This window comes from Roseovarius spongiae, assembly GCF_003651245.1.
GTDB lineage: Bacteria > Pseudomonadota > Alphaproteobacteria > Rhodobacterales > Rhodobacteraceae > Roseovarius > Roseovarius spongiae.
This window is the reverse complement of sequence record NZ_RAPE01000007.1, coordinates 39,235-59,811: the sequence shown is the minus strand read 5'-3', so window position 1 is coordinate 59,811 and position 20,577 is coordinate 39,235. Positions and strand designations below refer to the sequence as shown.

Below are 20,577 nucleotides of genomic sequence, written 5' to 3'. Positions count from 1 at the left end.
CACAGAGTGTATGCGGTCTCGGCCCGCCAGCCAAAGCGCCCTACCCTCAACGCCAATAGGAGTCGCGGTTCAGGTATCGCTCACATTTCACGCACCCAGGCGACCGCGGCCTCCATTTCCTCCGGGTCGAACTGACCAAGCTCCGCTTTGGTCAGAAAATTGGCGAGCTTGGTGCCCCAATCCATGAGAGCTCCCTCGCCCACCACGGCGACGCGATGGAAGCCGTTTGTATGGGCAGTGTCGATCTTCAAATCCTCCAGCAGCGCTGACGGCCCCTCGTAGCCTTCGAACCTCGTGAGATCGAGGACGAGGCCGGGCTTGCTCGCCCCTTGCAGCCGCTCGTGGAGCAAGGCGTGCATCCGCTTCAGATCGCTCTCGCTCAGCTTGCCCTCGCAAGCGAGGCCGATCACGTCGTCATGCGTTGTCTGTGTCTCGGTGAACATGAGTCTCTTCCTTTCCTTCGGGTTTGCCGTGGCCATAGAGGTCGGCGTTTGCGTGCGCGCGGTCCATGTGCTCGAACTCGAGGCTGGAATGGCCGATCCCGAAATCATCCTTCAGCCGGTCCTTGATCGCGGCCTTGATGTCTTCGATACGGTCCCAGCCGTCCGTCGTCAGGACGACGTGGCAATCGAGCGCGGCCTCGTGCTCTTGCATCTGCCAAAGATGCACATGATGGACGTCGCTGACCCCTTCCACGCCGCGCATCGCTTCGACGACGGCCTCGTTGTCCATGTCCGGCGGGCTGCCCAGCATTAGCGTCCGTATGGGCCCACCGATCTCGGTGAAGGCGAGATAGAGAATGTAGAGCGCGATGCCGATTGTGATCGCCGGATCGACCCACCACATATTGTAGAGGATGATGAGCGTTCCGGCGACAATCACGGCGACAGATGCCAACGCGTCCGATAGGTTATGCAGAAAGAGCGCGCGAATGTTCACGCTGCCCTTCTGCATTGAGTAGGTGAGTAGCGCCGTCAGCGTGTCCACGACCAGCGCCACCCCGCCGAGAATCACGACCGTCCATCCGGCTACCTCGGGCGGGTCGATCATCCGCATCCCGCCCTCGTAGATCAGGTAGAAGCCGATCAGGATCAGCGTGGTGTAGTTGATGAGCGCGGCGACGATCTCGACCCGGCCGTAACCGAAGGTCATGCGCTCGTCCGCCGGTCGCCGCGCGATCTTGCGCGCGGCGAATGCAATGACCAGCGATGCCATGTCGGAGAAGTTGTGCAGCGCGTCGGCGATCAGCGCGAGACTGCCGGAGAGGATGCCACCGACGATCTGCGCGACTGTGAGAAGTCCGTTTGCCCAGATCGCGATAGAGACGCGGCGATCTCCGGACTCGGGGTCGATATGAGCATGGCCGTGATCATGCGGCACGAGAAGCCTCCTTGTAGATGTTATTTGGTCGCTCGGTTTCGGGAATGTGTGGGACCCGGCCGACGCAGATCCGGACATACGTGCTCTCCCCCGTCCACCTGATCGGCAGTGCGCTCAGGCAATCGGTCCCGGCACCATACCAATCGGCAGGCACCTTAGAGGCCGGAATGTCGTCGGCGCGGTTGTAGTCAAAGGCGATCTCGTTTCGGACGAAGTCGTAGGCGGCACCAATTTTTTCGTAGCGGATGGCTGGGGCCATAGGCTCTTTCCTCGTATCAGTTACGGGGAAATGTAGTATCTATAGTGACTGTAGCTTCAAGCCCTGATTTCAAGCGGTGTCTCCCTTTTCCTGATCGTCGTCGTGCACCGCCTTGTGATGTTCGCCATGTGCGTCTTTCAGGATTCCTACACCGCCCCAGGCCGCGATGCCGGCGACGATTACGCCAACAACGAGGTCAGGCCAGTTCGTTCCTAGCCAAGCCACGAGTCCGCCTGCGACGACGATCCCGAGATTGGCGGCGAAGTCGTTCCAGCTGAACGTATTCGCCGCACGGATGTTCACATCCGGGTCGCGAAGGCGGGACAGCAACCAAACGCAAACCGTGTTGATGGCTGCGGCCGCAAGAGCCATGACGATCATGATCGTACCGAGAGGATCCGATCCACCAACATAGCGGCGCCAGGCGTCATAGAGAATGCCAAGGGCAAAGAGGATCAGCAGGCCACCGGAAACGTTAGCCGCGCCCCGCTTCCATTTGGCGGAACGGGATAGCGCGAACAGGCTGATCGCATAGACAAAACTGTCGGAAAGATTGTCGAGTCCATTGGCGATAAGCGCACTGGAATCGCCGAATGCACCCGAAGCGAAGAACGCAATGGCAAGTCCTGCATTGAGGCCGAGAACGATCCAGAGTGTGCGTTTTTCTGATGCGTTCTGTTGGTCTGTCATAAACTATATTCAATCCGATTGGTTTATCGCAGACAAACCTCGAGCCAATGGCTCTTGTTCCGGTAGTTCCTCGATTAATTTGTTTTGCCTGTGGGCGAAGGGAATCCAATTCGGCGCGAGACTTGTCAATTTTGCAGCTACAATCATAGTCTAAAGAATATTTTCTTATGTACCGCGCGGAGCGGCAAGAATAATTGCGGCTCCTAACAGACAGACAGCGGTGCCAAGTATGTCCCACCGATCCGGTCGGTGTCCCTCTGCCAGCCACATCCAAAGCACCGAGGCCGCAATATAGACCCCGCCATAGGCGGCGAACGCGCGGCCGGCGGCACCTGTTTCGACTTGCGCCAGCAACCAGGCGAACACCACGAGGGTAGCAACGCCCGGTACGATCCAAAGTGCGGAGGCACCGAGACGCCACCAGGCCCAGATGGCGAAGCACCCCGCAATTTCAGCCAGCGCCGCAAGCGGATAGACAAGCGCAGCGGGCATCTCAGGCGCCAATGTCCTGGTGCTCAGTCAGGCATTCGGAATGATCTCGCAGCACCTCCAGCACGCGGCAATCGGAAGTCTGTCCGCCGCTGCACTCACGCACCATTCGCTTTAATTCTGTGCGCAACGCTTCGAGCCGGGCCAATCGTTGCTCGACCTGTTTGAGTTGTCGACGGGCGATTGCATCCGCCTCGGCGCAAGACTTGTCAGGATGATCGCTGAGGTCGAGCAGTTCACGGATCGCATCAAGCGAAAATCCGAGTTGGCGCGCGTGCCGGACGAATGACAAGCGATCGAGTTCGGCGTCACCATAGCGCCGCTGTCCACCTTCGGTCCTCCCCGGTTCCGGCATGAGCCCGATCTGCTCGTAATACCGAATGGTCTGAACTTTCGTTCCGGTCTTCTTCGCCAGCGTCCCAATCGTCAGCATTTAAGGCCCTCTACATATTCTACAGTCGGTGTAGCTTTTGACGGCTCGCACTACAATCTGCATTTTGCTTTCACAGATCGGTGATTGTTGGCCGATCGATGACAATGAGGCTTGAACCTACAGTAGCTAGAGGATGTAAACGCGCTCAAAATATAGAATCGATATCGGGCGGGATGGCGTGAGACTTTCAGGTCTTCAGAAGATTTTGTGGATTTTGGCGGGCGCGGCGGCGTTCGTTTTCATCTGGCTACTGCTATGGTCCGACTACCGCGCCGACCGAGCCCGAGCCGAGAATGAACCGCCATTTTCTGCTGACTTCGAGCTGACCGATCATCAAGGCATGGTCCGGACAGAGGAGGATTTCGCGGGACGGTGGATGCTGGTCTTCTTCGGCTTCACCAACTGTCCCGACGTCTGCCCGACAACGCTGTCCGAAGTCGCTGCCGTGATGGAGGGTTTGGGAGACGATGCGGCAATGGTGCAACCGATCTTCATCACGATCGATCCCGAACGGGATACGCCGATGGCCCTTGCAGACTATGTGCCGCTGTTCGACGCGGGCATCATCGGGCTCACCGGCACACCGGACCAGATCGTCGAGACATCCGAGACCTTTCCGATCTTTTATGAGCGGATCGAGCAAGCCGCCGCACCGGGTGGCTATACGATGGGTCACACGTCGCATCTTTTCTTGTTTGATCCGGAGGCAGGCTTTGCGAACTCCTGGTCCTACGGCACGCCGGCGGAAGAGATCCTCGCCGACCTGAGAGAGAGGATCTGACCGCCATGAACCGACTTTCTGGAGACACCGCCCTCGCTCTGGCGTGGATCACCGCGCTCATCGCATCGTTTGCCGTGCTGTTCATCGGCGAAGTGTTGGGGCAGACGCCTTGCGTGCTCTGCTGGTTCCAGCGCGCCTTCATGTTTCCCTTGGCCGTCATCCTTGGGCTTGGACTCTGGTGGCAGGACCGGCGCGTCGGCCGCTACGGGATCGCGTTGGCACTTGGTGGTGCCTCCGTCGCGTTTTGGCACCTGGGTCTCTATGTCGGCCTGATCCCCGAACGCATCCAGCCCTGCACCGCGACCGGCCCGTCCTGCACCGACGAAAATCAACTGTTATTCGGCATCCCGATTCCGCTTATGGCGCTCGCCGCCTTCACGCTGATCGGTCTGCTGTCAGCCTACTCACTGAAGGAAAAACAAGAATGAATCGACGTGGCCTCATCCTGTCCGTTCTCGCGGTCGGTGCTGCCGGTTTCGGCGGCGCCGCATGGTATGCAACCCGCCCCACACCGACCGTCGAAACAGCATCCGTCGCCCCGGAACTCGCCGAAGCACTGATCCGGCCCTACTCTCCAATACTCGGACCCGAGGATGCGCCTGTCACCATAGTCGAATTCTTCGATCCGGCCTGCGAGGCCTGCCGCGCATTTTATCCGGTTGTCGAAGACATCATGGCGCGGCATGGGGATGCCGTGCGCGTTGTGATCCGCTACACGCCGTTTCATGGTGAGGCCTCGGAAGAAGCGATCCGTGTGCTCGAGGCGGCACGCATGCAGAGAGTTTTCGAACCTGTGCTGGAGGCGGTCTTGCGCGAGCAGCCCCGCTGGGCATCGCATGGGGCGCCGGAACCCGGCCTGATCCTGGAGATCGCCGCGACTGGGGGGCTCGATGTCGAGGCCGCGCGAACACAAATGCTCGCGCCCGATGTCGTGGGGGTCCTCAATCAGGACCGCGCCGATGTCGAAACCGTCGGGGTTCAGCAGACGCCGACGTTTTTCGTGAACGGCAAACCGCTTGATCCGTTCGGTGAGGCTGAGTTGCGGCGACTTGTGGCGGCGGAAGTCGCGGCCGCTAAAACCTGATAAATGGCAAGAGGAACAGATCGATGGAAAAACTGATTCGCACCAACGCGTTGGCTGCGCTTCTGGCTGTCGCAGGATTTTCGGCTCCGCTAATGGCCGGATCGGAGGATGTCGTTATCGAAGGCGCGTGGTCCCGCGCCGCGATCGGTGTCAACCGGCCGGGTGCCGCCTACATGACTGTTCGCAACACCGGCGACGCGCCGGTGACGCTGACTGGCTTGGAGACGCCGCTGGCCGTGATGCCCGAGATTCACGAAACGTCGACCAATGCCGAGGGCGTCAGTTCCATGGCTCCGGCGGGCAAGATCACGATTGCCCCAGGGGACAGCATCGAATTGGCGCCCGGTGGCCTGCACGCGATGCTGATGCAGTTGCAGGAGCCGATGACGGAAGGTGAGACCTTCGTGCTGACCTTGGAATTCTCGGATGGCGGCGAAGTGACCGCCGAAGTTCCCATCCTCGGAATCGCCTCGCGCGGACCGGAGGGCTAATGCAGCGACGGCAGGTCTTTCGATACGGCGCAGCCGGTGTCGGCGCCCTCGGTCTGACGCTCCTCGTCGGCTGGTGGCGCGAGGATGGGCCCGGCGCGCCGGAGCCGACCGGACAGCGGCCTTTGTCTCTGTCCGCGATGGATTTTCGCCTGACCGATCACGATGGCAACGACGTGGGTCCGCAGACGCTGATCGGTCGTCCGAGCATGGTCTTTTTCGGGTTCACCTACTGTCCGGATGTGTGCCCGACCACGCTTTCGGACATTTCAGGCTGGCTGGACGAGTTGGGCGAAGAGGCCAAGCGGATGAACGTGGTTTTCATCACGGTTGACCCTGAGCGCGACACGGTGGATGCGATGGCGGAGTACGTTGGCTACTTTCACCAGGCGATCCGCGGCTGGACAGGCCCGGAGCAGCAGATCGCGCGGGCGATAGACGGTTTCCGCGCGACCTATGAGAAGGTGGCAGCCGACGGTGACTACTACACGATGAACCACACCGCGAGCGTCTTCCTGTTCGACGCCAAGGGGCAGTTCGTCACCATGATCGATTATCACGAACCAAGGGAATTTGCGGTGCCGAAGATCCGCCGCGCGCTGAAGGAAGAAACTACGGGGGCGACATGAGGATAAGAAATTTAGCGGCGGGACTGGTGGCTGCAGGTGCTGTTTCGATGACGGTCGTCGGAGTCACAGGTGTTTTCTCAAAGGAACCGGTGCCACCTGCGCTCGCGGCGGCAAGCCTTTGGACGCCTGATCCACTCGCTCCACCGCAGCTTTCCGCCTCCAATTTGGTTCGCCCCGCAGAGATGCGGGCGGACGTCGTTCCCGAATTCAGACCCGCGGAACTCCCGCCCGTCACCCTCGCAGACAACTCACTGCCATCGATCGCCCCTCCCCTGATCACTTGGTCGCGTACCATTGCGTCGGGCGAGACGCTCGATGCTGTCCTTGCCGATGCCGGACTAGCGGCTCCGGACCGCGCCGAGATCGCCTTGGGACTCGGTGCGGAATACGACCTGCGTCGTCTGCGTCCGGGTCATTCGATCACCCTTGTTTCCACGACGGACGGAAACCCGCGCCGTGTGGAACTCGCCGTCGATGACGGCGTAAGAATCGAGGTGATCTTCGGCGAGCAGCTTGCGACACGCGTCGTGGAACCGAACTCCGAACTGGTGACCTTCGCTGGCGAGGCGGTGATCGAAAGCTCGATCTTTGCTGCGCTCGCCGAGGCCGACATCCCTGCCCGATTTGCGGTTGACCTGGCGCAAATGCTGGGCGGGACCGTGGATTTCCGGCGCGAGCTTGTGGGCGGCGAAACGGTACGTCTTCTTTGGCGCGAGGCACGCGACGGGACCCAGAGGATTGGCCAGCCCGAGCTCGCTTTCGCGGCGTTGGACACTGGCGACTTCGTCTACGAAATCGTCTGGCCCAATGACGGCAGCGGAAGGGCGACGATCTATATTGACGGAGAGGTGCTGCGTGTCTTTGCACAACCGGTCGAAGGTGCGCGGCTGAGTTCCGTGTTCGGGCGCCGCACACACCCGGTCTACGGGAATGTTCGGATGCACACGGGTGTCGATTTCGCGGCTGCGCGAGGGACCCCGATCCAAGCGACAGCTCCTGGCCGGGTGAGCTTCATAGGCCGACGCGGCGGATATGGACGAGTGGTCGAGATCGCGCATGGCTCCGACACAGTGACGCGTTATGCGCATCTCAGCGCCGTGCCGGACGATCTCGCACAAGGTCAGCGCGTGATGGCCGGAGATTTGATCGGACGGGTTGGCGCGACCGGCACCGCGACCGGACCCAATCTGCACTACGAAGTTTTGGTGGATGGTCGCCCGACCGATCCTCTCTCGGACGAACGGCTCGCGGAGGCCGCCGAACGCGAAGCGGACGACACGGCTGCGCTGTCGCGGCTGGACGAGGCGCGCACACTTCTTGCCGAAAGGCTTGCCAGCGAAATTGCTCAAACGACAACCGAAAGGCTTTGATCCATGAAACGACATGTTCCCGCTCTCGCCATCGCAATGGCCTTGCTTCCTGCGGCGCAGGCCATCGCCGAAGCTATCCCGATCGATGTTCGAAAGACCAACGGCTGCGGCTGCTGCCTGTCCTGGATGGAGCACCTCAAGGAGAACGGTTTCGCTCCGACGGGTGAGGACATGTTCGGGGGGCTTCTCGTGCGTTTCAAGCTCGAAAAGGGCGTGCCGCAGCGCATGGTCTCCTGCCACACGGCCCTGGTCGACGGCTACGTGATCGAAGGCCACGTGCCGGCCTCCGACATTCAACGCCTGCTCGAGGAACGCCCGGGGGCGGTCGGCTTGGCGGTTCCGGGAATGCCTTACGGCTCGCCCGGCATGGGACCCGAAGACGACCGTGAGGCCTACGATGTTTTCCTGATCCGCGAAGACGGGTCGACCGAGGTCTACAGCAGCTATCAGAGCGCCTGACAGACTGCGCGGCAAGAATTCAGGAATTGGAACCCCTCTCCCCGATAGCACTTGGCTTTCTCGGAAGCCTGGCCGCCGGTTCGCTTACCGCGTTCGGCGCCGTGCCTGTGCTCTTTGGGCGCATACCGTCTCGTGCGACGCGTGATCTCTTGCTTGGATTCGCGGCGGGGGTCATGCTCGCGGCTTCGTTCTTCTCGCTGATCATCCCGGCTCTGGACGCGGCCGAAGGACAGTTCGAGAACGGTGCCACGCCCGCAGCGATCGTCTGCCTCGCGATCCTGCTCGGCATGGGTGCGGTTGCTCTGATGAACGAAAAACTGCCGCACGAGCATTTCAGGTCAGGGCGCGAAGGCCCGGATGCCGCCTCGCTGCGGCGCGTCTGGCTTTTCATCATCGCGATCACGATCCACAACTTTCCTGAGGGGCTTGCCGTCGGGGTCGGTTTCGGGGCGGATGGAATTTCCGGCGGGCTGCCTCTCGCGATCGGCATTGGACTGCAAAACGCCCCCGAAGGTCTGGCAGTGGCCGTCTCGTTGCTGGGAGAAGGTTACTCGAGGCTGCGTGCCTGGAGTATCGCGGCGCTGACCGGGCTCGTGGAGCCCGTTGGCGGGCTCCTCGGCGCAGGCATTATCAGCCTCTCGCAGCCGCTCCTTCCGTGGGGCCTCGCCTTTGCGGCGGGCGCAATGCTTTATGTCATCAGTCACGAGATCATTCCGGAGACGCACCGTTCCGGCCATCAGAACAGAGCGACTCTCGGCCTCGCTGTGGGCCTCGTGATCATGTTGTTTCTCGATGTCTGGCTGGGGTGATGCGATGGCTATAGAGAAACCATCACTCAGAATCGGCATGTTTGCCGCTCTGGCTGCTCTTGCCGTCGATCAGGGAACGAAAGCGATGGTCGTCGCCAATGCAGCGGCGCTAAGTCCAGGTGTCCCGGTCCTTCCCGGCTTCAATCTCACCTTCCTGCGCAATGATGGCGTGACGTTCGGGCTTTTCGGCAGTGCGCCGTGGTGGAGCCTCGTCGTGGTGGCGCTTGGCATCTGTATCTGGTTGGCGGTCCTTATGGTCCGTGCAACGAGCCGGGTCGAGGCCCTTGCCTATGGCGCGATCATTGGCGGCGCGCTCGGCAATATCGTGGACCGCCTGCAATATCGTGCAGTGACGGACTTCCTCGATTTCTATATCGAGTCGGCACATTGGCCTGCCTTCAACATGGCCGACGTGTTCGTGGTCGGCGGCGTGGGGCTGCTGCTCGTCGCGCCATGGTTGGCCGTGCAACGTCAGACCGGTCCATGAAACCGGGCTCGGTGCGACTCATAGGTCAGGGCGATGCCCTGCTCCTGCGCATGGGCCTTGCGTTCGCGGCTGGCGGATCATCGGTTTTGATCTTCCCGCCATTTTCGATGCTGATCGCGGTTCCTGTCGTGTTCTCCGCGCTTTTCCCCGTCCTCCGAACCGTTTCGCCCAAGTGTGCCTTCCTCATCGGCTGGGCATTCGGTCTGGGGCAGTTCGGGTTCGGCATCTCCTGGATCGCGGAGAGCTTCTATGTCGATGCTGATCGTTTCGGTGCGCTGGCGATTCCGGCCGTCGCGGGATTGTCAGCGGTCCTTGCCATCTTCCCGGCCATGGCAGCGGCCCTTTTTGCCGTCATCGCGCGGCGGAGGCGGCTCGGGGGTATTGCGGCGTGCCTGCTGTTCGCGACCTGCTGGACGGCGGCAGAGTGGCTGCGGGGTCATGTGCTGACAGGATTTCCGTGGAACTTGGCCGGCTACGCGCTCGTCGACTATGCCCCACTACGCCAGCCCGCTGCGTGGATCGGGAGCTACGGACTGAGCTTTCTCACCGTCTTTGCCGGCGCTTTGCCGGGGGCGGCTTTCTCGACCCATACACGAAGGCGGCCCGCTGTCCTGTGCGGGCTGATTTTTCTTGGAATCTGGGGGGCCGGTGCGCTCCGCCTCGGAACTGGCGCACCAACTGCGACCGGCATCGATCTGCGCGTCGTACAGGGCAATGTGTCGCAACGGGAAAAATGGGCACCCGGAAACCGGGAAGCGACCCTTGAGCGATATATCGACCTCTCGTCGAGTCCCGGAAATGCAACTGTGCTCCTCTGGCCGGAAACGGCCTTTCCCGGCTTTCTCGACGAGGACGAGGCAGCCCGCGCTCGGATCGCGGCAACTCTGCCGAAGGGTGCGCTCCTTCTCACCGGGGCACCTGATCGCGTGGAGAGCGATAACGGCACCCGCTATTTCAACACCGTCCAGGCGTATGACAGCAGCGGGGAGATTCTGACTGGATATGCAAAGCATCATCTCGTCCCGTTCGGTGAATATGTCCCCCTCCGAGACTGGCTGCCGTTCGAGCGGCTGACCGAGGGATTGGGCGACTTCACCCCCGGGCCGGGGCCTCGCACACTCGCGCTCCCGGGCGCTCCACTCGTCGCCGTGGCGATCTGTTACGAGATCATCTTTCCCGGTCATGTGGTCGACGACCTGTTCCGGCCCGGCTGGATATTCAACGCGACCAACGACGCCTGGTTCGGGACAAGCATCGGGCCCGAGCAGCATCTCGCTTCTGCCCGCATGCGCGCTGTCGAGGAAGGTCTTCCTGTCGTTCGTGCGGCCAACACCGGAATATCCGCGATAGTCGATGCCAACGGTGATGTCGTCGCGCGGCTCGATACCGGGGAAACAGGGATCATCGATGCCAGGCTGCCGGGCGCGCGCGCTCCCACACTCTACGCGCGGCTTGGCGACTGGACCCTTCTGGTGCTCATCGTAGGGTGCTGGATCTTGATCAAGACTGCCGGGGCGGCGGGACGGGTCCGCAGGGCAAGAAACTCAAAAACGGAGGGAACGTGATGTTGGTGATTGTGGGCATCGTGGGTGGGGCGACCTGGGGTGCTCTTCTCGCACGGCGGCGGAAAGGCAACCGCCTCGATATGTTGCAATACGCGACGGGTTTCGGCATTGCCTTCGGCCTTTTTGCCTTTTTCGCTACGGTGATCTTCCTGCGCATTCTCGCATGAAAGCGCTTCTGCATCGGTGCTAAATTGAAACGTCTGTTCAACATATTGCTGCGCACTTTTGTCGCAGCCGTCGTGGCGGGATTGGTTGTTACCGGTGGTGCCTACTTTCTGCTGAGCGCGTCAGTTCCTGACTACGACGAAGACTTTGAGGTCGCGGGCATCGAAGGACCTGTTGAAGTACTGAGGGATTCTTCGGCCATACCGCACGTCACTGCGGCATCGTTCGCCGACATTTATTTTGCCATCGGCTTCGTTCATGCCCAAGACAGGCTTGGTCAGCTTCTCAGGGCGCGACGTGCGGCTGAGAACCTGCCGCTTCCGGACCGTGCGATCGATCTTGAACCTTCCCTCTCTGACGCGCTGGAAGCTTATGCCGCAGGTGTCAACGCCTGGATTGGGCTCGTATCCGAAGGCGGTCGCGGCAGAGGTTCACCCGAACTGTTGATCGCAGGTGAGAGAACGATCTCCGTTTGGCGACCTGAAGACAGTCTCAGGATCGCCCGGTCATTTCTAAACAATCTGCAACCCAGGAGCGGTCGGCAACGAGTGTTGGAGTCACCAGATGTACTGTTTCCAGCGGATCGGCCCAAGACACCCGAAATGTTTGCGACTTTGCCCGAAGTCAGCCTCAATGCTTGGGCGCTCCCCGGCAGCCGAACTGCTAATGGCATTCCGATTCTCGCTGCCGATATCAATGGTCCTTTATCGGTGCCCTCGGAATGGTATTTGGCCGATCTTCAATTTCCGACAGGGGCTGCCATAGGGGCCACTTTGCCGGGGATACCGTTCGTCGTTGTCGGTCGCACAGATCGTGTAGCTTGGGCGTTCAGGTCAAGTGGTTCGTCGAACGATGAACAGCAAGAGACCCCCTCTGTATCGAGTGCCGGCAATTTTCTGACAATGCTTGACCGTTTCGCGCGGTCTGCGGACGCGCAACTTGCCGTAGACGCAGCCGCCGATCTTTCACCTGCCGGACTGGAGGTCGTGGCAGTTGATCGTGAGTCTGTGGCTCGCTGGCCGGAGGCGAGCACCGAAAGCGCACTCTCTCCGCGCTCGGCGTCGTTTCGAGAATATCGGCTCGCCACTCTTGACGACCGACAGCCGATATTCTCAGTGGAGAGCGCGATTGCGGTGCAACGCGACACTGTCAGTTCAGCGGCTCGTACCCTTCTTCCGCTGATGGCCCGTGAAATTTGGTTTGTGAGCCCGACGGACTCCACAGAAAGTACGCGTGCCGACCCGCTTCGCGGTGAGACTCTGGACAGGCTCGCCCAATGGAATGGCGACATGGATCGGATTTCGCCGGAGCCGCTGGTTTTCTGGGCATGGGTGCGTGCGCTGCAAAGGCGCATTCTGAAGGATGAATTTCCCGCTACGAATGAGCTATGGGCCAAGCCGAATCCAGAATTTCTTTACGCGGTGCTGTCCAATCGAGACGGGAGCGCAACCTGGTGTGACATTCGCCCCTCCACGCCACTTGAGACGTGCGACGACCAGATTCTGGCCGCTTTGGATGAATCCCTCGGTTGGCTCGTCGATCGCTATGGATCCGATCCGTCCGCCTGGTCGTGGGGCGCGGAACATACCTTGAAAATGGCGTGGTCGCCTATCAGATCGGGCGGGATAGTAGGCGACTTGGTAACTCTGGAAGCACCGGCATCGGGGGCCCCCAACACCCAGACCTCGACATTGTTCACATCCGACGAGAATGACCCGTTCGACTCCAAAGCGGGCACCAACTTTCAAACGGTTATGTCGCTTTCGGAAGAAGGCGGTTCCTATTTTATCGCCCCGGCCGGTCAATCCGGCCATCCGTTCTCGCGGTTCTTCGAAAATCTCTTTCCGATGTGGACGCAGGGCGAATACCTCGTCATGTCGACGGATCTGTCTTTGGCCCGGGGAGGCGCTGTCGGAGAAGCCCGTTTATCACCAATACCTTTCGAGTCCTCGAAATCGATGCAAGAGCGGGAGCAATGATAACGTATTTTTTTCTCTATGATCCATTTGGCTATGCGATTTCCCCGCTGACCTTGATTTTCGTCGGCTTTGCCGCAGGGCTCTATCTGCGCGGTCTTTCTCGATCATCTCGGATGCTCGGCAGGACTGCGGCGTGGCGTCAGGCCCTGTTTTTCGCAGGTCTCGTCTGCATCGTGGCTGCGACCAACGCGCCCCTTTCGCCATTGGGACACAGCCTCTTTTCCGCGCATCAGGTGGAGCATCTCCTGCTCCGCTTGGCAGGGCCGCTTCTGATCGCCGTGTCACAGCCTTGGCAAGTACTGCAGGCTGGTCTCAAAAGAAGCTGGCGTCGACGCGTCAGCGCTCTCGGTGGGACCGGCCTCGCCAGGTTCATGGCACATCCGGCGATGGCCACTGTCTTGCTCGTGACGGCGCTCTTCGTCTGGCAGGTACCTGTACTTTATGGCCTTGCGCAGCGCATTGCGGCGATCGAAATGATCGCACATCTGTCAATGGTTCTGGCAGGAATCTGGTATTTCTCCATGTTGTTCGATCCCAAAGATCCGCCCAAGGGCGCTCGACGCGGGGCAAGGCTGATATCCGGGTTCGTGGTGATCGTCTCAAACATCTTCTTGGGCTCCCTGACGACCCTTAAGGAGGTAGCCTTGTACGCGTCCTCCCAGACGGCAGGAAACAGTCACCTGCTCAGTGCCCTCGCCGACGAGACCATCGGCGGTTACACGATCTGGGTTCCGTCTTCAATGGTTCTGATCGTCGCGATCATCCTTGTCCTCAATGGATGGAATGCGGCGGAAGTGCGTCGCTGGGATAGCCGATACGATCTAACACGCGGCTCAAATTCCGCGGTGCTCGAGTTCCCGGAAACTGCTGAGGAACTGCGTCTGAAGGTGACAAAGCCAAATCGCGACATGGGCCGAACACTCGCTTTGGGCGCTTTTGCAATGTTCTCGATCGTCATGATCACGATCATGACGATCGTCTATGCGCTTTGAAAGCTGCACCGATACTCAGCGATGCGGGAGCCTCTGGCATGACCCAAAAGATAAAGAGTTTGGCAATAAGGGCCTTTGTGTCCGGGTGGCTAGCGGTTGTATTGCCTCGCGTCGCCTGGGCTCATGGAGGACGCGCCCTCGATGGTAGTGCTGTCTGGGCAGCGTGGAATCCGACTCTCGAGGTCAGCGGTCCCCTGGTCCTGCTGGGCGCGATCTATCTTCGCGGCGCCGTTCGGCGGTCTGGGGTGCGCAGAACGGCTTCCATCGCGCGCCACATCGTATTCGCAACAGGACTTTTAGCGATATTTCTTTCGCTGCAATCGCCTATTGACCCGATGGGCGAGCGATTGTTCGTGGCGCATCAGGTTCAGCATCTTTTTCTGCGGATGCTCGGCCCAATGCTGATCATGCTGTCGCGTCCCGCAGCAATTATGGCTGCGGGTCTACCAAGGATTATTCGGACTGGCATTTTATCGCCGTTGGCGTCGAGCGGTCTTGTGGGTCGTACATATCGCCGCCTGCGGCAACCGTGGATTGCCACCGTGCTGTTTGTGTTGTCTCTATATGTCTGGCAGGTGCCATCCATCCATAATGCCGCTATCGTCAACGACGTCATTCACTGGGCAATGCATTTGACGATGCTGGCCGCAGGACTTCTCTTCTTCGCCGTCATATTCACCGAACGTGACCGGCCGGACGAGCCTTCTCACTTCCTGCGCATAATTATTCTTTTCATGACAATTATCTCCAACATCCTGCTCGGCGCTCTCACGACCTTCAAAACCACGGTTCTCTACACAGCGTACGATATCGAAGGACGGCTCTACGGCATAGCCCCGCTCGCGGACGAGACCGGAGGCGGCATCGTTCTTTGGGTTCCCGCAAGCATGATGGGGATCGTCGCGCTGCTGATCGTCGTCTATGACTGGAACCGTATCGAAGAGAAGCGCATCGGCCGTGGCTTGGACAGAAGCGGCGCTCTGCTGCAGACTTCCGATGGTACCTTTAGGACACGATCGGGTCCTGATGCCAACGTTCGAAATCAGCGCACCGGCCTATTGCTGGCGCTGATCGTGCCAACAATAATTGCGTTGATCATAGGCGTTGCCTCCACCGTGGTCGTGATGGTCTGATTGTAGTCGGGAACCTGAGCGTCACTCCTCTTGATCCTGGGACTACCTCAGCGCTCGTTCGAATGCCTCTAGCGTTGTATCGCTGACGTGATGTTCGATTCCTTCGGCATCGCACTCCGCAGTTTCCTCATCGATCCCAAGGCTGAGAAGAAACGCAACAACGATCCTGTGCCGCCGTCGACAGGCCTCAGCCAGTGCCTGTCCTTCTGCTGTAAGAAAGATTGCGCGGTATCTTTCACGCCGGACCAGGCCAGCCGCCTTTAATCGCGAGATGTTCTTGGTGACGGTCGGCGGCTTCACTCCGAGACGTTCGGCGATATCGACTGGCCGCGCCTCTCCGCGCGTCTCGATCAACTCCGCGATCAGCTCGACGTAATCCTCTGCCATTTCGCTCTCGTGTGCCTGGCGCACGGTTGCAAAGCCCTCGGCCTGTGCCTCGGGAGCCCTGTCGACGGATTCGAACGGTTCACGCCCATGTGATTGCGGCTTTGTCATATCCGGACTTTGCCGCGAAACAGTGGGATTGACAACTTGTTTGCTTTGGGTAGATAAATTAGCCATGTCTAACTTTTGATCTTGAGGACCCTGTGATACGAGACGTCTTGGGAGTATTGTTTGCCATATGTGCAGGTGCGCTCGTCCTGTCCGGACCTGTTACCGCGACGCCTGCCAAGGAAGCCCCCTGGCTTCCCGAGGCGGCGGCCTACCGGCTAACGCTCTTCCTTGGAAATCTCGAACCACTGCCCTGGGACGAAGTTGAAAGGGCCTGGACCGAACCCTACCGGGGTTCGGAATTCTCCAGCGGTGCTCTGGCGTGGCTAGACAGCGAAAGCGACATCGATACTGCCCAGCTTCTGAACGCGATCTCCCTTGAAGACCGGCAGGCGGTCTTTGCCGAGGCGACGCAGCTCATCGCGCTCCGGATCGAAGAGGAACTGGATCGGGCGGTTGCGGTCGAAGACCCGGCGCTTGCGCAGCAGGCCGTGCGGACAGCGCGGGAACTCTATCGTGGGTTCGCGGACGGCATCGCGGCAGCCGAGCCAGACACAGCGAGGCAAATCGGCCTGGCCTGGCTTGAGCTCAACAGCAGTACGGGTTCCGCCGGCGTCCTGGGCGCGGGCGCCACATCCACTGACCGCGACACGATGGAGGCGACGCGCGCGGTCATCTCCGACTACCTCGCGGAGAACTACCTCTTGGACAGCTTCGCTCCGCGTCAGAAGCTGAGCGCCTTGCCGGAAACCGCCGTGCTCAGCGGTCGCACGATCGAGGTGCCGCCAAGCCTGCCGCCCGGCTCCGACATCTTCGACCAAGACCCGCTGCCGCTGCTCGTACTCAACTTCGAAGAACAAGGCATCGACGAAACCGACCTTCCGCTCGTCGCCTATGGCGACATGCTGTTTGACAGCGCACAAATCTTCGGCAGCCCGGCGCGCGATCTGGGCATCGCCTGCTCGACCTGTCACAACCGCTCAGACGTTAACCAGAGACTCTTCATTCCGGGTGCCAGCCACCAACCGGGTGCGATCGACGTGGACGGTGCCTTCTTCAACCCGATTTTCAACGACCGGCGCGACGATCCGCTCGACATCCCGTCGCTGCGGGGCCTCCGCTTCACTGGGCCCTACGGCCGCGACGGTCGCTTTGCGTCTCTGCGCGACTTTACCCGCAACGTGATCGTCAACGAATTCGGCGGCGACGAGCCGACACCGTTCATGATGGACGCCCTCGTCGCATATATGCTCGAATTCGACTTTCTGCCGAACAGGATGCTGACGGGGGACGGCAGGCTGACCGACGCGGCCCCGGAAGCGGCCCGACGGGGCGAGAAGATTTTCAACCGACCTCTCGCAGGGCTCAGCGACCGTTCCTGCGCCAGCTGCCACGTGCCGGACGGAAACTTCCTCGACCGGCAGGCTCACGACATCGGTTCCGTCGCGGCGGCTTACGAAGGCGCGCGCGCGGGCGCGCTCGACACGCCGACGTTGCTCGGTACTGCGTATACGGCCCCCTACTTCCACGACGGATCGCAGCCGTCACTCGCAGCGGTGGTTGACTGGTTCGACGATACCAAATCGCTCGGGCTGACCGAGGCGGACCGCGCGGATCTGACGGCCTATCTTGAAACCATAGGCGCGGCGGACGCACCTTATGAGGCTTTCGACGCCGCGAACACGTCCTTTCGGCTGGCATTCTCGGAACTGACGACATTCGCCTCGACACTGGACACGCTACTGCCGCGGCGGGACGCCGAACACATTCTGCTCTTGACCGACACAGTCGCTGCCGATCTCTCCGCCGACGCCAGCACCATGTCGAATCTTGCCGCCCGGTCCGAGGTCTACGTGCTCGCCGAACGGCTGGCTGAAGTCGGTGCCGCAGTGCGAGACGAGGACTGGGCGAGCGCTGAAGCAAGCTGGAGCGCGTTCAAGGCCGAGGCAGCCGCACTCGACGAGAGGGCTTTCTGATGGCACTGCACCTGAACCGCAGAACGGCATTGATCCTGTCCGGCGCAAGTGCGCTCGCCTTCGGGACTCCGCTCGTGGGCCAGGAGAATATGCTGCGCCTCGCCTTCATCCCGCAGGAGAACCCCGACAAACTGCTTGGCGACATCGACGCGATCACCCGTTGGCTGGCGGAGCAGGTCGGCGTTCCAGTCGAAGGTTTCGTTACCATCGACCATGCCGCGGCGGTCGAGGCGCTGAGGAACGGCGACGCAGATATTTCCTTCATGGGCGCGCTGCCCTTCGTGCTGGCCGAGGCCGAGATCGGCGCGGTGCCGCTCCTGTCCGAGGTCTATCGTGGCGCGCCGAGCTACACCGGACGTATCTTCGTCCGTCGCGACAGCGGTATCAAAACTCTTTCCGACCTCCGCGGCAAAGACATTGCCTTCGCCGACCCAATCTCGGAATCGGGCTATCTCTATCCACTCGCCGAATTTGTGCAGGCTGGGCTGGTCGAGGATGCCGGGGCGGCGGAGACCTTTTTTGGCCGAATGTTCTTTGCGGGGGGCTATCAGCAAGCGATGCAGGCGATGGCCGAGGGCCTGGTCGATGCGGCAGGCGCGAGCCAGTATGCCGACCTGCTTCTGACCCCGACGCAGCAGGCTCAGGTGACCTGGATTGCGGAAAGCGAGTCAATCCCGAGCCACTTGGTGATCGCGCGCCCGGGACTCGACGCTGGCCTGCAGGACCGGTTTGTCGACGCGATGATGCGGCTCAACGAGCCCGAAAATCGCGACAAGCTGCGTCACCTCTACGGCCCGGATGGCTATGTCAGGGCCGATTCCTCCGCCTACGATGGCGTGCGCGACATGGCACGGCGATACGGGTTCTTGAGATGAATTTAGCCGCGCAAATCGACGACCTGAGCTTCGCCCACCCGGGCGCAGACCTTCCTGCGCTGGAGAAGGTTTCGCTTCTTGTTCCGGCTGGCGAGAGCGCAGCTTTGCTCGGCCCGTCCGGGGCTGGGAAGACGACGCTCCTTGCATTGCTCGACGGCAGGCTCCGGGGCTGGCGCGGACGGGTTTCGGTACTGGGTGCGTCGCTCGATCCAGATCAACCGCCGCTGCGCCGGCTTCGCCCCGATACCGGCTTTGTGTTTCAGGAATTCGCCCTGGTTGAGCGATCAACGGTACTACGCAACGTCCTCAACGGTCGTCTGGGACGAATGCCTCCCCTTCGCGCCTTCCTGGGATCGCCAACCGCCCGCGATGTGGAGGTTGCGCACAGAGCGCTCGCCGATTGCGGCATCGCCGACCTCGCCGAGCGCAGGGTCGACAGTCTCAGCGGCGGGCAGCGGCAACGCGTGGCCATCGCGCGTTGCCTTGCACAGGAACCGCGACTGATCCTGGCCGACGAACCTGTCAGCAATCTCGATCCCGCGCGTGCCGGAGAAATCCTGGCACTGCTGACCGAGGCGGCACGGGTGCGCGGCGCGACGGCGCTGTTTTCGTCGCACCAGCCCGACCTGGCGCGGCGCTTCGCGCAGCGGATCATCGGCATACGTGGCGGGCGGATCACCTTCAATGTGCCGACCTCAGAGCTGAATGACGATACAACAGCGGACCTCTACCGGGAGGTCGAGCCAATGTCCGGCCGCGGTCTCAGGGCGGTATCCTGATGGCGTTTCGCGGGTTTGGCGGCTTTGTGACCAGCACCCTGATCGCCGGTGCGATTCTGTGGTCCTTCGCCACGACCGATGTCGAGTTGTCGCGTCTAATGTCGGCCGGTCCGCGGATCACCGACTTCCTCGGTCGGATGTTTCCGCCCGACCCGTCGGTGATGGCCGAGATCAGAAAGGGCAGCGCGGAAACCCTGAGGATCGCGATCCTCGGCTCCCTCGGCGCGGTGATCCTGTCAATTCCACTGGGCATCCTTGCATCCGAGACGATGGTGTCGCGTGCAGTGTTCCGGCCGGTTCGAACGCTGCTTGCCTTCATTCGAGCGATCCCGTTGATCCTGGTGGCCATGCTGATGGTCGGCGCGGTCGGACTCGGACCCCTGCCCGGCATCATCGCGGTCGCGTTTCATGCGACGGGGATGCTCGCCAAGTTCTATGCCGAGGCGATCGACGGCGTGTCCCGCGCACCCATCGCCGCGCTGGAAAGTGCGGGCGCCGGACCACTCGTACGGCTCAGACATGCGATCTGGCCGCAGATGGCACCTGTCGTCGCCCGCGACACAATCTTCCGGTTCGAGTTGAACCTCCGCGAGTCGCTGATCCTCGGCATTGTCGGCGCGGGCGGGATCGGCTTTTACATCCAGACCTACGTGCGCTCGTTCCAGTATGACAAGGCGGCCAGCGTCACGATTGCCGTTGTCGTTATGGTCATCGCGATCGAGGCGATCAATGTCGCGCTCCGCCGTCGCTTTGCCTGACCATCAGGCATAGATGTCGATGGGCGTTCCGTTTCTTACCATGGCGTAGATTTCTTCTATCTGGTCATCTGTGACCGAGATGCACCCTGCCGTCCAGTCGCGGACATCCATGGGGTCTATCCCGCGTCGCGGGCCGCCGTGAATGAAGATGTCCCCGCCCGGAGATTGCCCTTGCGTCTTGGCGTAAGCAATGTCGGCCTCGTTCGGATACGAAATACCGATGGAGAGATGGAAAAGGCTGTCAGGATTGCGCCGATCAAGCAGGTAGGAGCCCTCCGGTGTGCGACCGTCGCCCTCGAACTGCTTGTGGCCCACAGGCGCGAAGCCCAATCCGATGGGATAGGTGCGCAAAACACCGTCCGCCCCATCAAGGACCAGCAACCGCTCTGCCTTGTACATGCGCAGCCGGGTCACTTCGGGTCCATCATACGATCGGAACTTGCTTGCGCAGCCCGACAGGAAGGCGGCCAATCCACCCAACAGCAGGATCCGACGCGGAATTCTG

General features: G+C 61.0%; 25 protein-coding genes and 1 pseudogene. 18 read left to right on the top strand and 8 right to left on the bottom strand.

The features are described 5' to 3' along the window. Positions 1-80: 80 nt before the first annotated feature. The 6 genes and pseudogenes from D6850_RS17710 to D6850_RS17685 form a co-directional block, all read right to left on the bottom strand. A complete protein-coding gene (locus tag D6850_RS17710) occupies positions 81-443 on the bottom strand; it encodes a SpoIIAA family protein (protein ID WP_121168949.1) in 363 nt (120 codons plus the stop codon). Further along, positions 415-1,380: a cation diffusion facilitator family transporter gene (locus tag D6850_RS17705; protein WP_121168948.1), complete on the bottom strand. Its 966-nt coding sequence runs from the start codon at positions 1,378-1,380 to the stop codon at positions 415-417. Before D6850_RS17705 ends, D6850_RS17710 begins: the two co-directional genes overlap by 29 nt. A gap of 133 nt (positions 1,381-1,513) precedes the next feature. Continuing rightward, a pseudogene (locus tag D6850_RS19960) lies at positions 1,514-1,621 on the bottom strand (transglutaminase); the annotation flags it as partial. A gap of 87 nt (positions 1,622-1,708) precedes the next feature. After that, the gene (locus D6850_RS17695) at positions 1,709-2,329 is read right to left on the bottom strand and encodes a cation efflux transmembrane domain-containing protein (protein ID WP_121168947.1); all 621 of its coding nucleotides are present in this window, start codon (positions 2,327-2,329) and stop codon (positions 1,709-1,711) included. A 165-nt stretch (positions 2,330-2,494) separates the two neighbouring features. Then, the gene (locus tag D6850_RS17690; RefSeq protein WP_121168946.1) at positions 2,495-2,821 is read right to left on the bottom strand and encodes a YnfA family protein; all 327 of its coding nucleotides are present in this window, start codon (positions 2,819-2,821) and stop codon (positions 2,495-2,497) included. Between the two features lies 1 nt (position 2,822). Further along, complete coding sequence (locus tag D6850_RS17685; protein ID WP_121168945.1) at positions 2,823-3,251, bottom strand: MerR family transcriptional regulator; 429 nt, start codon at positions 3,249-3,251, stop codon at positions 2,823-2,825. Between the two features lie 214 nt (positions 3,252-3,465). Here D6850_RS17685 and D6850_RS17680 point away from each other — a divergent pair, with 214 nt between their 5' ends. From D6850_RS17680 to D6850_RS17620, 14 genes are read left to right on the top strand one after another with little or no spacing between them, the layout of a single operon-like run. After that, positions 3,466-4,032, top strand: coding sequence for an SCO family protein (locus tag D6850_RS17680; RefSeq protein ID WP_121168944.1), 567 nt, complete (start codon positions 3,466-3,468; stop codon positions 4,030-4,032). Positions 4,033-4,037: 5 nt separating this feature from the next. Next, entirely contained in the window at positions 4,038-4,460 is a 423-nt protein-coding gene (locus D6850_RS17675) for a disulfide bond formation protein B (RefSeq protein ID WP_121168943.1), read from the top strand. Next, on the top strand, positions 4,457-5,116 hold the full coding sequence (locus D6850_RS17670; RefSeq protein ID WP_121168942.1) for a DsbA family protein: 660 nt from the start codon (positions 4,457-4,459) through the stop codon (positions 5,114-5,116). Before D6850_RS17675 ends, D6850_RS17670 begins: the two co-directional genes overlap by 4 nt. Before the next feature lie 23 nt (positions 5,117-5,139). Next, positions 5,140-5,607, top strand: coding sequence for a copper chaperone PCu(A)C (locus D6850_RS17665; protein ID WP_121168941.1), 468 nt, complete (start codon positions 5,140-5,142; stop codon positions 5,605-5,607). Beyond that, a complete protein-coding gene (locus tag D6850_RS17660; protein WP_121168940.1) occupies positions 5,607-6,233 on the top strand; it encodes an SCO family protein in 627 nt (208 codons plus the stop codon). The genes D6850_RS17665 and D6850_RS17660 overlap by 1 nt, the downstream gene beginning before the upstream one ends. A gap of 47 nt (positions 6,234-6,280) precedes the next feature. Continuing rightward, positions 6,281-7,603, top strand: a complete 1,323-nt coding sequence (locus D6850_RS17655) for a peptidoglycan DD-metalloendopeptidase family protein (protein ID WP_425452414.1) — start codon at positions 6,281-6,283, stop codon at positions 7,601-7,603. Between the two features lie 3 nt (positions 7,604-7,606). Further along, a complete protein-coding gene (locus D6850_RS17650; RefSeq protein WP_121168938.1) occupies positions 7,607-8,062 on the top strand; it encodes a DUF411 domain-containing protein in 456 nt (151 codons plus the stop codon). 26 nt (positions 8,063-8,088) lie between these two features. Next, on the top strand, positions 8,089-8,871 hold the full coding sequence (locus D6850_RS17645) for a ZIP family metal transporter (protein ID WP_121168937.1): 783 nt from the start codon (positions 8,089-8,091) through the stop codon (positions 8,869-8,871). Beyond that, complete coding sequence (gene lspA / locus D6850_RS17640; RefSeq protein ID WP_206019315.1) at positions 8,855-9,358, top strand: signal peptidase II; 504 nt, start codon at positions 8,855-8,857, stop codon at positions 9,356-9,358. Before D6850_RS17645 ends, lspA begins: the two co-directional genes overlap by 17 nt. After that, positions 9,355-10,923 carry an apolipoprotein N-acyltransferase gene (gene lnt, locus D6850_RS17635; protein WP_245964247.1) on the top strand — a complete coding sequence of 523 codons (1,569 nt, stop codon included), beginning with the start codon at positions 9,355-9,357 and terminating at the stop codon, positions 10,921-10,923. Before lspA ends, lnt begins: the two co-directional genes overlap by 4 nt. Then, positions 10,923-11,090 (top strand): hypothetical protein, encoded by a 168-nt coding sequence (locus D6850_RS19575; RefSeq protein WP_166434118.1) that lies wholly within the window; start codon positions 10,923-10,925, stop codon positions 11,088-11,090. Before lnt ends, D6850_RS19575 begins: the two co-directional genes overlap by 1 nt. Before the next feature lie 24 nt (positions 11,091-11,114). Then, complete coding sequence (locus D6850_RS17630; protein ID WP_121168934.1) at positions 11,115-13,067, top strand: penicillin acylase family protein; 1,953 nt, start codon at positions 11,115-11,117, stop codon at positions 13,065-13,067. Then, complete coding sequence (locus D6850_RS17625) at positions 13,064-14,059, top strand: cytochrome c oxidase assembly protein (RefSeq protein WP_121168933.1); 996 nt, start codon at positions 13,064-13,066, stop codon at positions 14,057-14,059. Before D6850_RS17630 ends, D6850_RS17625 begins: the two co-directional genes overlap by 4 nt. Before the next feature lie 38 nt (positions 14,060-14,097). Beyond that, complete coding sequence (locus D6850_RS17620; protein ID WP_121168932.1) at positions 14,098-15,192, top strand: cytochrome c oxidase assembly protein; 1,095 nt, start codon at positions 14,098-14,100, stop codon at positions 15,190-15,192. 42 nt (positions 15,193-15,234) lie between these two features. On the opposite strand, the gene mntR is transcribed toward D6850_RS17620, so the two are convergent. Further along, complete coding sequence (mntR, locus tag D6850_RS17615) at positions 15,235-15,687, bottom strand: manganese-binding transcriptional regulator MntR (RefSeq protein WP_121168931.1); 453 nt, start codon at positions 15,685-15,687, stop codon at positions 15,235-15,237. A gap of 116 nt (positions 15,688-15,803) precedes the next feature. Between mntR and D6850_RS17610 the strand changes: the two genes are divergently transcribed. Genes D6850_RS17610 through phnE form a run of 4 tightly spaced genes read left to right on the top strand, consistent with a single transcriptional unit; the run spans position 15,804 to position 20,072 of the window. Beyond that, positions 15,804-17,660 (top strand): cytochrome c peroxidase, encoded by a 1,857-nt coding sequence (locus D6850_RS17610; RefSeq protein WP_245964246.1) that lies wholly within the window; start codon positions 15,804-15,806, stop codon positions 17,658-17,660. Then, positions 17,660-18,535, top strand: coding sequence for a phosphate/phosphite/phosphonate ABC transporter substrate-binding protein (locus tag D6850_RS17605; protein ID WP_121168929.1), 876 nt, complete (start codon positions 17,660-17,662; stop codon positions 18,533-18,535). Before D6850_RS17610 ends, D6850_RS17605 begins: the two co-directional genes overlap by 1 nt. Beyond that, positions 18,532-19,314: a phosphonate ABC transporter ATP-binding protein gene (locus D6850_RS17600; protein WP_121168928.1), complete on the top strand. Its 783-nt coding sequence runs from the start codon at positions 18,532-18,534 to the stop codon at positions 19,312-19,314. The genes D6850_RS17605 and D6850_RS17600 overlap by 4 nt, the downstream gene beginning before the upstream one ends. Then, on the top strand, positions 19,314-20,072 hold the full coding sequence (gene phnE, locus D6850_RS17595; RefSeq protein WP_121168927.1) for a phosphonate ABC transporter, permease protein PhnE: 759 nt from the start codon (positions 19,314-19,316) through the stop codon (positions 20,070-20,072). Before D6850_RS17600 ends, phnE begins: the two co-directional genes overlap by 1 nt. A 3-nt stretch (positions 20,073-20,075) precedes the next feature. On the opposite strand, the gene D6850_RS17590 is transcribed toward phnE, so the two are convergent. Next, positions 20,076-20,552 (bottom strand): L,D-transpeptidase family protein, encoded by a 477-nt coding sequence (locus D6850_RS17590; protein ID WP_121169002.1) that lies wholly within the window; start codon positions 20,550-20,552, stop codon positions 20,076-20,078. Positions 20,553-20,577: the final 25 nt, after the last annotated feature.